Source organism: Empedobacter sedimenti, from assembly GCF_030005555.1.
Lineage (GTDB): Bacteria > Bacteroidota > Bacteroidia > Flavobacteriales > Weeksellaceae > Empedobacter > Empedobacter sedimenti.
In genome coordinates, this window is record NZ_JASCQG010000006.1 from 1 (window position 1) to 14,513 (window position 14,513).

16 protein-coding genes are annotated in these 14,513 nt (G+C 31.7%); 2 read left to right on the plus strand and 14 right to left on the minus strand.

Going from position 1 to position 14,513, the window contains the following annotated elements:
• Positions 1 to 931: 931 nt before the first annotated feature.
• From QHG34_RS07160 to QHG34_RS07190, 7 genes are all read right to left on the minus strand, one after another.
• Positions 932 to 1,939, minus strand: coding sequence for a homoserine O-acetyltransferase family protein (locus QHG34_RS07160; protein ID WP_282629525.1), 1,008 nt, complete (start codon positions 1,937 to 1,939; stop codon positions 932 to 934).
• Between the two features lie 29 nt (positions 1,940 to 1,968).
• Positions 1,969 to 3,276 (minus strand): O-acetylhomoserine aminocarboxypropyltransferase/cysteine synthase family protein, encoded by a 1,308-nt coding sequence (locus QHG34_RS07165; RefSeq protein WP_282629526.1) that lies wholly within the window; start codon positions 3,274 to 3,276, stop codon positions 1,969 to 1,971.
• Between the two features lie 450 nt (positions 3,277 to 3,726).
• The gene (locus QHG34_RS07170) at positions 3,727 to 4,020 is read right to left on the minus strand and encodes a FoF1 ATP synthase subunit delta/epsilon (protein WP_282629527.1); all 294 of its coding nucleotides are present in this window, start codon (positions 4,018 to 4,020) and stop codon (positions 3,727 to 3,729) included.
• Positions 4,021 to 4,107: 87 nt separating this feature from the next.
• Positions 4,108 to 5,616, minus strand: a complete 1,509-nt coding sequence (gene atpD / locus QHG34_RS07175) for a F0F1 ATP synthase subunit beta (RefSeq protein WP_282629528.1) — start codon at positions 5,614 to 5,616, stop codon at positions 4,108 to 4,110.
• A gap of 145 nt (positions 5,617 to 5,761) precedes the next feature.
• Positions 5,762 to 6,475: a GLPGLI family protein gene (locus QHG34_RS07180; RefSeq protein WP_282629529.1), complete on the minus strand. Its 714-nt coding sequence runs from the start codon at positions 6,473 to 6,475 to the stop codon at positions 5,762 to 5,764.
• Between the two features lie 2 nt (positions 6,476 to 6,477).
• Positions 6,478 to 7,233 carry a GLPGLI family protein gene (locus QHG34_RS07185; protein ID WP_282629530.1) on the minus strand — a complete coding sequence of 252 codons (756 nt, stop codon included), beginning with the start codon at positions 7,231 to 7,233 and terminating at the stop codon, positions 6,478 to 6,480.
• 76 nt (positions 7,234 to 7,309) lie between these two features.
• A complete protein-coding gene (locus QHG34_RS07190; protein ID WP_282629531.1) occupies positions 7,310 to 7,552 on the minus strand; it encodes a hypothetical protein in 243 nt (80 codons plus the stop codon).
• Between the two features lie 182 nt (positions 7,553 to 7,734).
• On the opposite strand from QHG34_RS07190, the gene QHG34_RS07195 reads away from it, so the two are divergent.
• Positions 7,735 to 8,664 carry a bifunctional riboflavin kinase/FAD synthetase gene (locus QHG34_RS07195; RefSeq protein WP_282629532.1) on the plus strand — a complete coding sequence of 310 codons (930 nt, stop codon included), beginning with the start codon at positions 7,735 to 7,737 and terminating at the stop codon, positions 8,662 to 8,664.
• A 243-nt stretch (positions 8,665 to 8,907) separates the two neighbouring features.
• Here the strand turns inward: QHG34_RS07195 and QHG34_RS07200 are convergent, their stop codons facing one another.
• The 4 genes from QHG34_RS07200 to QHG34_RS07215 all read right to left on the minus strand — a co-directional run bounded on the left by QHG34_RS07200 (position 8,908) and on the right by QHG34_RS07215 (position 12,290).
• Complete coding sequence (locus tag QHG34_RS07200) at positions 8,908 to 9,936, minus strand: hypothetical protein (RefSeq protein WP_282629533.1); 1,029 nt, start codon at positions 9,934 to 9,936, stop codon at positions 8,908 to 8,910.
• Positions 9,933 to 10,475, minus strand: a complete 543-nt coding sequence (locus QHG34_RS07205) for an RNA polymerase sigma factor (RefSeq protein WP_282629534.1) — start codon at positions 10,473 to 10,475, stop codon at positions 9,933 to 9,935. The genes QHG34_RS07200 and QHG34_RS07205 overlap by 4 nt, the downstream gene beginning before the upstream one ends.
• A 154-nt stretch (positions 10,476 to 10,629) precedes the next feature.
• Positions 10,630 to 11,625 carry an aspartate-semialdehyde dehydrogenase gene (locus QHG34_RS07210; protein WP_282629535.1) on the minus strand — a complete coding sequence of 332 codons (996 nt, stop codon included), beginning with the start codon at positions 11,623 to 11,625 and terminating at the stop codon, positions 10,630 to 10,632.
• Positions 11,626 to 11,879: 254 nt separating this feature from the next.
• Positions 11,880 to 12,290 (minus strand): BrxA/BrxB family bacilliredoxin, encoded by a 411-nt coding sequence (locus tag QHG34_RS07215; protein ID WP_282629536.1) that lies wholly within the window; start codon positions 12,288 to 12,290, stop codon positions 11,880 to 11,882.
• Positions 12,291 to 12,401: 111 nt separating this feature from the next.
• On the opposite strand from QHG34_RS07215, the gene rnpA reads away from it, so the two are divergent.
• Positions 12,402 to 12,782, plus strand: coding sequence for a ribonuclease P protein component (gene rnpA / locus QHG34_RS07220; RefSeq protein ID WP_282629537.1), 381 nt, complete (start codon positions 12,402 to 12,404; stop codon positions 12,780 to 12,782).
• A 44-nt stretch (positions 12,783 to 12,826) separates the two neighbouring features.
• Here the strand turns inward: rnpA and QHG34_RS07225 are convergent, their stop codons facing one another.
• The 3 genes from QHG34_RS07225 to QHG34_RS07235 all read right to left on the minus strand — a co-directional run bounded on the left by QHG34_RS07225 (position 12,827) and on the right by QHG34_RS07235 (position 14,509).
• On the minus strand, positions 12,827 to 13,027 hold the full coding sequence (locus QHG34_RS07225; protein ID WP_282629538.1) for a hypothetical protein: 201 nt from the start codon (positions 13,025 to 13,027) through the stop codon (positions 12,827 to 12,829).
• A 14-nt stretch (positions 13,028 to 13,041) separates the two neighbouring features.
• Positions 13,042 to 13,656 (minus strand): MarC family protein, encoded by a 615-nt coding sequence (locus QHG34_RS07230; protein WP_282629539.1) that lies wholly within the window; start codon positions 13,654 to 13,656, stop codon positions 13,042 to 13,044.
• Between the two features lie 106 nt (positions 13,657 to 13,762).
• Entirely contained in the window at positions 13,763 to 14,509 is a 747-nt protein-coding gene (locus tag QHG34_RS07235) for a LytR/AlgR family response regulator transcription factor (protein WP_282629540.1), read from the minus strand.
• Between the last annotated feature and the right edge of the window lie 4 nt (positions 14,510 to 14,513).

Below are 14,513 nucleotides of genomic sequence, written 5' to 3' on the forward strand. Positions count from 1 at the left end.
GAACTTCTCAGTTTCAAACTTACTGCGTTTCTCTGTTTCTGTAAGCGGTTGCAAAGGTAAAACTTATTTTTTAACTACCAAATTTTATTTTAAAAAATTTGAAAATTTTATTTTAATAAGTCAATTTTAACTTCACTCCCAAACTCCTCTCGGAATTGGTTTGCAAAGGTAAAACTTATTTATAAACTCGCAAATTTATTTTTAAATAATTTTGGCGGTATTTTTAAGTCCTTATGTCAACTTCAATACTACTCGTCTTTCGTATTGGGATTGCAAATATACAACCCATTTTTTCGTTTTTCCAAACCAACTTTACATTTATTTTACATTATTTCCTTAAGTTACTGGTACGATGGGAAATATTTTTGAAAGTTTTTTATAACATTACTAATGAAAGAGTGTTTTATATGAAAAAATGGAGTCTTTTAGAGATTTACTTTCATTTTTTCCTTGATGAAAAAACGAAACAAAAAAATCAAGTCTATGCTTACAAGTCGGTCAAAAACGGCTGTTCGCTAAATGATTTAGATCATTCGCATATAAAATGCGAACAGTAAATCATTTTTAACGCTCATTACGCCGATTTGACTCTCGACTTTTCTGCAATGACATTTTATGTATATTCTTAAGTTGTGATACCGAAACAAGTTCAGCAAGTATGGGTGAATGAAGAATTTTTTAAATTAAAACTTATTACTTAATACTTAGAACTTGTGAACACCCCTGTAGTCCCCTCGAGGGGACAGCTTCCTTAAATTACATCAATTTTACTGCAAGAAATGATTAGACGGTGATGGTTTGCTGTTTCAAGCTAACCAACAGCGGATACTTTGTGGTTAACTGCTCGGGAGAAATTCTACGGAGTAGAATCTATTTATAAATAAAAAAGCTCGAATAAATCGAGCTTCATATAGTTATTAATCCAATATTATTATACAAAATCTTTCAAAATTATGTTTAATTCTTGTAATTCGACCAAGAAACCATCGTGTCCAAAAATGGAATCTATTTCGATGTATTCAGCATTTGGAATATAATTCGCAATAAATTTTTGCTCACTTGGCGGAAACAAAATATCCGAAGAAATTCCAATCACTAAAGTGTTCGAAGAAATTTGAGCCAAAGATTTCTCTAAAGATTCTCTATTTCGAGCCAGATTTTGTGAATCCATGGCTTTCGAAAGTGTCCAATAGGAATGTGCATTGAATCTGTTTGCTAATTTTTGACCTTGATATTTTTGATAAGAAGACGCTTTGAAATCATTGTAAACAGAATTCTCGTCTTTCTGCGAGTTTTCATAAATCTCGTAAGTTCTGTAGGAAAGCATCGCAATTGTGCGCGCCGCAATCAATCCATTTCTTCCTCCATCTTCAGTTTTATCTTCAAAAGTTGAATCGGCTTCGATAGCCAAACGCTGCGATTCGTTAAACGCAATTCCCCAAGGAGAATGTACTGCATTTGTCGCTAACAAAACCAAATTATCCACTTTAACTTGATCAAGCAACGTAAACTCTAACGCTTGTTGACCACCGAGTGAACCACCAATTAACAAATGAATAGTCGAAATTCCTAAATGATCTGCTAACAATTGATGCGCATTTGCCATATCTTTTATCGTAATTGTAGGAAAATCTCGGTAATAAGGCGAATTTGTTTCAGGATTTGTAGACAACGGATTTGTCGTTCCGTAATTAGAACCAATCACATTGGCACAAATAATATAATGATCTTTTGGATTAAACAATTCATTTTCTCCAAAAAGACCAGCCCACCAATCAAAAACATCTGAGTTTGCCGTTAAAGCATGACAAACCCAGATGATATTGTTTTTTTCGGGATTCAATGTTCCCGCTGCATGATAAGCAATGGTTAAATTTTCGAGAATTTGACCATTTTCTAATTGAAATGGCTTTGTATAATTATATTGATGAAAATTCACTGAATTAATTTATAGCTAAAATACTTTGTTTACTTAATTTTATCAAAAGCTTGCTGAAGATCATTTTTGATATCATCAATATATTCGATTCCGACAGAAAGACGCAATAATCCTGGAAAAACTCCAGCAGATTTTTGTTCATCATCGCTTAATTGTTGATGAGTTGTTGCAGAAGGATGAATAATTAATGATTTTGCATCGCCAACATTTGCCAAATGACTTATCAATTCTAAACTATCAATAAATTGATTCGCTTTGTCTGCATTTCCTTTAATTTGGAATGATAAAACAGCTCCGAAACCATTTTTTAAATATTTTTTTGCCAAATGATGACTTGGAGAAGTAATTAATCCAGGATAATTCACTTTTTCTACTTGCGGATGAAGTTCTAACCAACGCGCAATTTCTAACGTATTGTCCAAATGTTTCTGAACTCTTAACGACAACGTTTCTAAACCTTGTAACAATAAAAAAGAATTGAAAGGAGAAATTGCAGGACCAAAATCACGCAAACCTTCTACGCGGGCACGAATAATAAACTGAATATTCCCAAAAGGTCCGTTAACTCCGAAAACATCAGAAAAAACTAAACCATGATAACCTTCTGATGGTTCAGAAAATTGTGGAAATTTACCATTACCCCAATCATAATTTCCACCATCCACAATAACTCCACCGATCGAAGTTCCGTGTCCACCGATCCATTTTGTTGCAGATTCTACGACAACATTTGCTCCATGTTCTAAAGGTTTGAAAATATAACCACCTGCACCAAACGTATTATCTACAATTAATGGAAGATTGTATTTTTTTGCAATTGCAGCGATTGCTTCAAAATCTGGAACGTTGAAACTTGGGTTTCCTATGGTTTCTGCATAAATCGCTTTTGTATTGTCATCAATTAATGATTCAATTTTAGCTGGATCTGCATCTTCAGCAAAGCGAACTTCAACTCCTAAACGCTTAAAACCAACTTTGAATTGATTATACGTTCCGCCATAAAGGTTAGAAGCTGAAACAAAATTATCACCTGATTCTAAAATATTATTCAGGGCAATAAATTGAGCCGCTTGTCCTGAAGAAACAGCTAATGCCGCAACACCACCTTCGAGCGCAGCAATACGTTTCTCGAAAACATCGGTTGTTGGATTCTGAATTCTTGTGTAAATGTTACCAAATTCTTTCAAAGCAAATAAATTTGCTCCGTGTTCGGCATCATTAAATACATAAGAAGATGTTTGATAAATTGGAACAGCGCGAGAGCCTGTTGTTGGGTCTACTTCTTGACCTGCGTGTACTTGTAAAGTATCGAAATGTAATTGTTTTTCTGTTGACATAATAAAATTGTGTTGAATGTGACTACTATTAATAAATTGTAGGGTAGGTTAGTTAGCTGAAATTAGCAGCTGCACATTCGAATTTTACTATTGATGCAATTATAGATGCTCTGAAGCAGGACGCCGTGTCCAAAAGAATGTTTTTTAGAATTGTACTTCATCTTTAAAAAAATTATTCATTTCTAACTACACTTTGTAGTTTTATATTTAATGTGAAATTAGAATAATTTTCTAAATAATAAAATTTATAATTAGTTTTTAGAAAATAAATCTATAAAATCAATTTATAAAGAATAAAATATCTTTTAAGCCCATAATATTCAGTCAAAAACTTTTTAAAATCGTTTTTATAGAATATTTTTTATGAAGATTTGCGAAATATTTGGTAAGAAAACAAAAAAAGGAGATCAAAATTGATCTCCTTCGTAATATTGTCTTTCTAAAAAAGTATTAGTTCGCTAAAACGATTACTTTATTATTGTTCATTTCTATTGTTCCACCTTTGATATCTAACAATAATGTAGATTCGTTTGATGGAGATGTGTAAACTTTACCTGATTGATTATCGAAATCTTCGAAAGTTTTTGTGTGAACTTTAATTTTGATTGTTCCTTCACCTAAAGTTGCAACGATAGGAGCGTGGTTGTTTAATAACTGAAATTCACCATCTTTTCCTGGTAATGTAACAGCATCTACTTCACAGTCAAAAACTACGTGTTCTGGAGTAATAATTTGTAAGTACATAATCCTATTGTTTAAAAAAAAGAGTACTTAGTAACTTTTAGAGTAAAAGAAACGTAAGCACTCTTCTATATTTGTTATATAAAAATATTATTTAACTTCTGCTAACATTTTTTCTCCAGCCTCAATCGCTTCTTCGATTGTTCCGCGTAAGTTGAATGCAGCTTCAGGATATTGATCAACTTCTCCGTCTAAGATCATGTTGAATCCTTTAATTGTATCTTTAATGTCAACTAAAACACCTGGGATACCTGTAAACTGTTCTGCAACGTGGAATGGTTGAGATAAGAAACGTTGGATACGACGTGCACGGTGTACAACTAATTTATCCTCTTCCGATAACTCTTCCATACCTAAAATCGCGATGATATCTTGTAAAGCATTGTAACGTTGTAAGATTTCTTTTACACGTTGTGCTGTTTCGTAATGTTCTTTACCAATAATTGCTGGTGTTAAGATACGAGATGTAGAGTTCAATGGATCTACCGCTGGGTAAATACCTAATGAAGCAATTTTACGATCTAATACCGTTGTAGCATCTAAGTGCGCGAATGTTGTAGCTGGCGCAGGGTCAGTTAAATCATCGGCTGGTACATATACTGCTTGTACAGATGTAATAGATCCGTTTTTAGTAGATGTAATACGCTCTTGCATAGCACCCATTTCTGTTGCTAATGTTGGTTGATAACCTACGGCAGATGGCATACGTCCTAATAAGGCAGAAACCTCAGAACCTGCTTGTGTAAAACGGAAGATATTATCTACGAAGAATAATACATCACGTCCTTGACCTTGTCCATCACCATCACGGAAATACTCAGCTAAAGTTAAACCTGATAAGGCAACACGAGCACGTGCTCCTGGAGGTTCGTTCATTTGTCCGAATACGAAAGTAGCTTTCGAATCTTTCATCACTTCACGATCAACTTTAGATAAATCCCATCCACCTTCTTCCATAGAATGAACGAACTCATCACCATATTTGATAATGTTAGATTCGATCATCTCACGAATTAAGTCATTTCCTTCACGAGTACGCTCACCAACACCTGCGAATACAGATAAACCTCCGTGTCCTTTTGCAATGTTGTTAATTAACTCCTGAATTAATACTGTTTTACCAACTCCGGCACCACCGAATAAACCAATTTTACCCCCTTTTGCGTAAGGCTCAATTAAGTCAATTACTTTAATACCTGTGAATAATACTTCTGTTGCTGTTGATAAATCTTCGAATTTTGGAGCTGGACGGTGAATTGGTAATCCATTTTCTTTATCCAAATTTCCTAAACCATCAATAGCATCTCCAACTACGTTGAATACACGTCCGTTAATATCTCCTCCAATAGGAACCATAATTGGTCCGTTACCAGCGAAAACCTCTTGCCCTCTTTGTAAACCATCAGAACTATCCATTGCGATACAACGTACAGTATCTTCACCGATGTGTTGCTCAACTTCAAGGATTAATGTTTCTTTTCCAGGACGAGGAACTTCTAATGCATCATAAATATTTGGAAGGCCTTCTGCGTTATCAAAAATAACGTCAATTACAGGTCCAATAACCTGTGCAATCTTACCTTTCTTTTGATTTGCCATTATATGAAATGATTTAGTTTATTTTATTTGGGTGCAAAGGTAAGTTAAAAACATTGTATTATTTATATACTTTTTAAGATTTTTGTCATAATATTTTGATTAGTAATCAGATTTTTATAAATAATGAATCTCAAAATAGAAAATATTAATCTCTATCAACTTTTTTTCCGTACATTTCTTGTACCTTTTTTTGATATTCTTCGTACTCTTTCTTAAATTCTTCCATCGAAATTGTTTTATCAGAAATATTATTGAAATAAGACTTTATTGTTGAATCATCTTTAAGTGTTTCAATACTTTTCATTCTAACAATACCTGTTGCTTCATTTTCATCTTTAGGTTTTATCAATATTTCTAATACTAATCCAGGAAAACCTACAAAATTACTAGGTCCGCATTTTGATTTTATACTTTTGGCAAACCACACTTCTGTATTATTTTTAGAAGTCTCCATCGTAGCTTTTGTAGCTTCAATACCATTTATCATTTTAGTTTCTCTTTGCATAACCCATCTATCATTCAATTTAAGAGGAGATTTTACCTTATAATTTCTATTTTCGATATTTATATCTTGATATATAATCTTCTCCATAGGATTTGTTATCACATAATTCTGAATATAATTACCTCTTGTTTCTATACTAGAGTTACGCAAGTTTTCTCTTTTTTTATATAAACATAAATCTTCTTGATTAATAAACAAATCGTACGTTTTAGGAGATTCGTAATCTTCAATTATCATTTCTGATAACTTCTTTTTTGATTGATCAGACAGTAAACTTCTATTTTCGTATTCTACTTTATAGCTTTGAGCAAATAGTGAATAAATTGGTATTAGGAACAATATTAATGCTTTCATAATTAAAATATTTCTAAACTTTTGTTACAAGTATCACAGTTTTTGTCTAACTTAAAATTTGGATATTTTTTCTTTAAATCTTCAACAATTTCTTGTGATTTTTGGTCCCCTTTTATATTAAATTCTTCAATTGTTATACTCTGAAACAAATTAATTTTATTTGTAAATGATTCAAAATCAAAATTTTCTTTTGATATTTTAACTGCATCAATTCTAAAAAAATTTTGATTATCATTTACTTCTAAAACTAAACCTGGCAATCCATTCATCTTCCAAGGTCCGAAAGGATATTTTATTTTAGTAGAAAACCATGCTGTATAATTTCGTCCTCTGAAAGTTGTTGTTGCTTTTTGACATTTTTGATTTAAAATCATTTTGGTTTCATTCTCTATCTTCCAATTATGCTGAAAAATATCTCTAACTAAATAATTATCTTCATTATTGACATAATCATTAATATAAAAATCTTTACCATTATAGAAATAATAAATATTTTGAGTTTTATTTCTCGGTTTTGTTAAATTAACTTCACCATCAACTTTTTTAAGTTTAATAGAATCTTTTAATTCTTTATTTTCAATATATAGAGATTCTTTGTTATTAGCGTACAAATCATAATACTTAGCATTTACATGTTCAAAATTCAAATTGTCAAAATTTATTTTTTGTGAATAGATCACATGATAATTTTGGGCATAAGTTATTATACAACAAAAAATAAGTGTAAATAATATTTTATATTTGAGTTTAGTTTTCATAATATCAGTTTATTTTAAAAATTAAAGACCCATAAATAATGAGTCTTTATATTATCAATTAAATAACCAAAAGAGTTTATTTTGGTTGCTCTTCAACTTTAGCTTCTACTTCAATTGTTGTGTTACAAGGCACTTCTTGCCATTCACCACACTCTCTAGTTGTCTCAGTTTTATTCCAACAAAACCTTGCATAACATGTATTATCTATAAATTTATACTCAATTGTATAATTTTGTGTAATAGATTCTTCTTTTTCAGAAGTGTTTGCTAAAGAAAATGAGCTTACTAATAAAGTAGCTAATAAGAATAAGTTTTTCATAATTAATATTTTTATGGTTAATATTAGGTTGAATTTAATAAAAGAATTTAATAAAAGAATTTAATAATTCCAAATTTATTTTAATCTTTTTGTCTAAAAATCAATCAATTAAAATTAAGCACTCCAAAAAATAGATTTGAAGTTCAATTTGAAAGCCTTAATTTTGTGCAAAATCATTTTTAGTGAACGTTTATCAATCCTTAGAAGAAATCAAACCTATCAAGCGTCCCGTCCTTACTTTGGGCATGTTTGATGGTGTGCACATAGGTCATCAATCTATTCTAAAACAACTCAATACAATTGCAAAAGAAATTGATGGAGAAAGTGTTTTGATTACGTTTAATCCACATCCTCGAATGGTTTTACAGCCAAATTGTGATCTAAAATTTTTGAACACTTTAGAGGAAAAAGAAAATGTTTTGCGTCAATTTGGGTTAGAACATTTGATTATTCAAGCGTTTACAAAAGATTTTTCACAAGTAACTTCTGTCGAATTTGTCAAGAATTTATTGGTTGATAAAATCAATATTGATACGTTAGTAATTGGTTACGATCATCATTTTGGTAAAAATAGAGAAGGAAATTTTGAGCAATTACAAGTTCTTTCGAAAGAATATGGTTTCAATTTGATTCAATTGCAAGCGGTCGAAGAAAATGATGTGGCGGTGAGTTCTACAAAAATTAGAAATGCCTTAATCGAAGGAAATATTGCGTACGCAAACAAAGCCTTAAACTACAATTATCCGCTTTCTGGAGAAGTGGTACATGGAGATAAAATTGGGCGTACACTTGGTTTTCCTACCGCGAATCTGCAAGTTGATCCAAATAAATTGATTCCAAAAGATGGCGTTTATGTGGTTGATGTTTTTGTGGAAGATCAAAAATATTTAGGATTATTAAGCATCGGATTTCGAGAAACGGTTACCAATTCGCGCGAGCATCGAGTAGAAGTGAATATTTTGGATTTTGATCGAGATATTTATGGAAAAACAATTCGCCTTGAATTTTTAGGTCATTTACGAGATGAAAAGAAATTTAACTCGTTAGACGAATTGATTTTGGCAATGAATCATGATAAAGAAACCGCAATACTTCGGTTTGGAAATAAATAATAAAAGGTTCGCTTTTAGCGAACCTTTTATTATTTAATCATATTAGATATATTTTTCCCAGATTCATATGAAATATCGTATAATCTTTCACTCGTTTTAAACAAAACACAAAGTAATATCAACAAAGTAAATGTATACAATAAGGCTTTTAAATAATCCGTTTGTTTAATAGATAAATTCATTGTTTAGTATTTAGAGTAATTAATTATAAACTTACTCACTTTTAATAAAATAAAAAATTATTTATTTTATTTTATATGCATTAAAAATCTCTACTTTATTCGATTCTAAAATACCTAAAAGTGTTGCATCCATTTTAGGTTCGTTTGTTGTAAAAACAATTACTCCATTTATTTTTTCGAAGTTAATTACAATTTCTTTATTAAAAAATGTCACTTTGCTTTTCGATTTATTTTGGAGAGTGAAATTGGTACGTAAAATATCCGATTTAACCGAAAACTTAGCGTGTTTATAGTCAATTTCAGCTTTTCTAACGTTTACTTTTTTGGAAGAAACTTCAGCTACCGAAGCAGCTTCTAACAATGCATTTGAAGAATTTTCTTCTGCAACAACCTTCATTTTCATTACATCAGAAGTGTCTTCTTTTATTTTAGACGCGCCTCTAATTACAATACCAGAAGCTTTTTTAGCTAATTTATCTGAAATAGCTGAATCTTTCAAAATTCCTAAATTTTGATTGTTCGCTTTCGCAAATTGCCCTTCTTTTTCTATAGAATCCAAAACCTTAGATCGAGCTTCCATTGCTGGTGGAGCGGCTAAAACTCTTGCCGCATCTGCCGAAGCAACAGAATAAGACGGAACTGGTTCCGCTTCAATAACAGATCCACTGGCTGCTTTTTCTTCTACAATTCTATATACTGGTTTTTCTTTTACTACAGTATGTTTAGCAACCTCAATTGGTTCTTCAATCGATTTATCCTGAATCTCTATATTCTTTATTTGCTCTACTTGGTCAGAACTCTCATTTTCTATAACAGGAAAACTTGTTTTAACAAACTCAACCGAATCTTCCTGATTATTCGCTGAATTCAAATTTTCGATAAAAAGCACAAAATAAGGAATCGCAATCAACGCGAAAACAGCAGCTGAAAACCAAACACTCGAAACAAACTCGCGCATTGGCTTTTGTTTCTTTTCTTTGTCTTTCAACCCAGATTCAATACGCTTCCACACCAAATCTCTCGGTTTTTCACCGACAGTTTCGCTGCTTCTTGATCGAAATAAATCTTCTATTGGATCGTTTGTGTTCACGATAAATTTGATTTTATATTTTCATTCTTACTTAACATTTCCTTCAATTTCGTCTTCGCTAAATTGAGTTGCGATTTCGATGTTCCTTCAGTAATGCCCAAACTTTCGGCAATTTCTTTGTGCTTATAACCCTCTATAACGTAGAGGGTGAACACGAGACGACAGCCTTCGGGTAAATAATCGAGGAGTTTCATCACATCATCTTCTTCTATTTGTTGCGAAGCTTCTTGGTTAGATGAAATAGAAGAGGAGTAATCGTCAACATTAAGATGAAAAATTTTATTTTTCCTCAACTCCATCAAACATTCATTAATCATAATTCTTCGCATCCATCCTTCAAAACTTCCTTCGAACGAATAATTTTCAAGATTCTGAAAAATCTTCAAAAAGCCTTTTACCAACGCATCTTCTGCTTGTTGTATATCGGTAAAATAACGTTTACAAACTGCAAAAAATCGCGCATCATATTTTTCGTAAAGCAGTCGCTGTGCTTTCGAATCATTGTTGATACAAGCTTTTATGAGTTGTTTTTCGTCCAAAATACTTTTTCTTTCTTACTGTTTAGATGCGAAAATTACGCTTATGGTTGCTTTGATAGCGTAAAATATTTGTTAAAGTTCTGAAAACTTATTCATTAAACATAAAAAAAGTCGCTACAAGAGCGACTTTAATCTATATTATTAATTGAAAATATTATCCAACTAAATTATGTTTTACTAAATACTCTGCAATCTGAACTGCATTTGTAGCAGCACCTTTGCGTAAATTATCCGCAACAATCCAACAGTTTAAAGCGTTTGGTTGAGACATATCACGACGAATACGTCCTACAAAAACATCATCTTTTCCTTCTGAATAGAACGCCATTGGATAGGTATTTGTATCAGGATTATCTTGTACTGTTACACCTTCTTGTTCTGCTAATAATTTGCGAACTTCGGCTAAATCAAAATCATTCTCAAACTCAATATTCACAGACTCCGAATGCCCTCCTTGCACAGGTACACGAACCGCAGTAGCAGTGATATTCATTTCGTCCACACGCATAATTTTACGTGGTTCACGAGTTAATTTCAATTCTTCTTTTGTATAACCTGTTTCTTCATCAAAAACATCACAATGAGGCAATGCATTTTTGAAAATTTGATATGGATAAACTTTTGCAACATCACGTCCTTCAATTTCTCCATTCAATTGTTCAACTGCATCTTTACCAGTTCCTGTAACTGATTGATAAGTAGAAACAACCACACGTTTAATTCCGTATTTTTTATGTAAAGGATTAAGAACCATTACCAACTGAATTGTAGAACAGTTAGGATTTGCGATAATTTTATCATTTGTTGTTAAAATATCTGCATTGATTTCTGGTACAATCAACGGACGATCTGGATCCATTCTCCAAGCCGATGAATTGTCAATTACAGTTGTTCCGACTTCTGCAAACTTAGGCGCCCACTGTTTGGAAGTTTCTCCACCTGCTGAAAAGATTGCGATATCAGCTCGCATTTCTACAGCATCCTGCATTGATACAATTTTGTATTCTTTTCCTTTGTACTCAATAGTTTTTCCTATTGATCTTTCTGATGCTACTGGGATAATTTCAGTGATTGGAAAATTTCTTTCTTCCAAAACTTGGAGCATAACTCTGCCGACCATTCCGGTAGCGCCTACGACTGCTATTCTCATTTGTTTATTAAATAATGTATTAAAAATTTCGAAATGCTAATTTACAGATTATTTTGATACTATTTCTTCCATTTCATTGTTTTAACTCGTTCATTTATATGACTTTTATAATGATATGATGTTAATTCGGTTATTCTAAGTTTTTGTTGAATTAAAATTCTTCAAACCTATTTTTTATAGAATTTAGGACACAAAAAAAGTGGAACTAATTGCTCCACTTTTAGATATTTTTGAAATAATCTTCAAATTTTGACTTAAGCAAACTCGTTGTAAGCTGCTTTTAAATTTTCTGCGATAGCTTCTGCAGAGTGTCCTTCGATGTGGTGACGCTCTAACATATGTACTAATTCACCATCTTTGAATAAAGCTACAGCTGGAGAACTTGGAGGAAATGGTGCAAAAAACTCACGTGCTTTTGCTACAGCATCTTTATCAAATCCTGCGAAAACTGTTGTTAAATGTGTAGGAACTTTATCATTATTCAACGACATTACAACTCCTGGTCTTGCAGCTCCTGCAGCACAACCACAAACGCTATTTACCATTACCAAAGTTGTTCCTTCTTGTTTTACTGCAGCTTCTACTTGTTCTGGAGTTGTTAAATCTTCAAAACCGTTAGAAGTTAACTGTGCCTTCATTGGCATTACTATTTCTGCTGGATACATATTGTTCTTTTTTTGTTTTTATAAATATTAATTATTTTTCAAAGTTACGTAATTCTAAAACTTTTAGAATACTTACTTTTGCAGTTACAAATTTACGTAGAATTTAGCAATATGAAATTGACTTTTGGTAAGAATGAGAAACTTAAAAGCAGAAAAGCGTTCGATGAATTGTTTTCTGATGGAAAAACATTTGTTTCTCATCCGATCAGATTTGTTTACAAAATCAAGCCGAAAGCAGATTACAACATAAAAGTAGGAGTAAGTGTTGGTAAGAAAAAATTCAAACACGCAGTTGATAGAAATTTATTGAAGCGTCGTGCGAAAGAAGCTTACAGATTAAATAAATTGTTAGTTGAACCTAACGAAAACTATTCGGTTGATTTGGTGATGATTTATACTTCGACTAAACATCAACCTTTTGAGAAAATAGAAGAGGCAATAAAAACTTTACTTCCAAAATTGAACGAAGCGATACAAACAAAAAAAGATTAACCAAATAGTTAATCTTTTTTTGTTTTATTTCTACTAAAAGTAGTTTACTTTTTAAGATTAGTTTGCAATTTAAAAAAGCTAAAGTAAACTGATACTAAAATCAATCCACAAACAGAAGCTCCAATTCCTAAAACGCTACGAAAGTTTTCTTCAGCCATAAATCCAGCCTTGTAATCCATCTCATATAGGTTATAACCTAATCCTATCAACAAAACGATTGTCGCGATATAAATATATGTTTTCATTAGATAATGAATTTTTAAATTTTAATTTCGTTCATAAACAATGCACCAATATTTGACGTAAATAATTTGATTGCAATTGACAATAAAATTACTCCAAATACTTTTTTCAGTACCGATAAAACTCCAGGTCCCATCCATTTTTCTAATGTACCTGCAAATTTCAGCACCAAATATACGATTAACATATTTAAAATAATCGCTATCACAATGTTAATATCTGCAAACTGCGAGCGAAGCGAAAGTACTGTTGTTAAAGATCCTGCTCCTGCAACTAACGGAAAAGCAATAGGGACAATGGATGCAGACTTGGCTTCGACACCTTTTTGAATCTCAATTCCTAAAATCATTTCTACTGCGATGATAAAAATCACAAAAGCACCAGCTATGGCAAACGATTGTACATCAACACCGATTAATTTCAGAATTTTGGTTCCGAAAAATAAAAACGAAATCAATAAAATTCCTGCTGCCAAAGAGGCTTTTCTTGATTGTATATGCCCAACTTTACTACGAATTGATACAATAATTGGTATGCTACCAACAATATCAATTACCGCAAAAAGTACGGCAAAAGTCGTTCCTATTTGGTTGATAGAGAATTTCTGGAAAAAAGATGTAATACTATCCATTCGTTTATTCGTGATAATTAATTGATTGAAGCAAAAATAAACGATTTGTATGAATATTATTGAACCTTTTCTAAAGATTTCTGAAAAAAATCATGTTTCTGATCAATTATTCTAACCAATTCTTAAAATCTGTCACTTTTTCTCTACTTACAATCATGTCTTGCTCGTTATAAGTATTTAAAACTATTTTTAATCTTGAATTAGAGTATATTGTAATTTCTTTAATAGAGTCTATTCGAATAATTTGGCTACGGTTAATTCTGAAGAATTTCTTCGGATCCATTAGTTCTTCTATTTTATCTAGCGAAAAATCAATTAAATAGTTTTTATTCTCTTTGGTATGTATGTAAGATGCTTTGTTTTCACTAAAAAAACATTCAATATTATCACTTTCTATACTCTTAATAGACGTCCCGATTTTCACTGAAAAACGTTCTTTATAACTTTCTGATTGATTTGTGAACAACTTCTTTATCTCCAATAAATCTAAACTAGATTTTGGTTGATGTTGTTTCTGAAATTTTTCTAGTGCAAACTTCAATTCCTCTTCATCAACAGGTTTTAGTAAATAATCAACCGAATTTAATTTGAAGGCTTTTAATACATATTCGTCATAAGCCGTCGTAAAAATAATGGCTGACGAAACATCAACTTGATTGAAAATCTCAAACGATAAACCGTCTGATAATTGAATATCAAGAAAAATTAAATCTGGTTGTGGATTCGTTTTCAGCCAAGCAACGCTTTCTTCAACGGAATGTAACATTTCTGCAATTTCGTAACCCAATTTCTCTACACGTCTCTTTAACAAACGTGCTGCTGGTTTCTCGTCTTCAATTAAAATGATCTTCATTCGA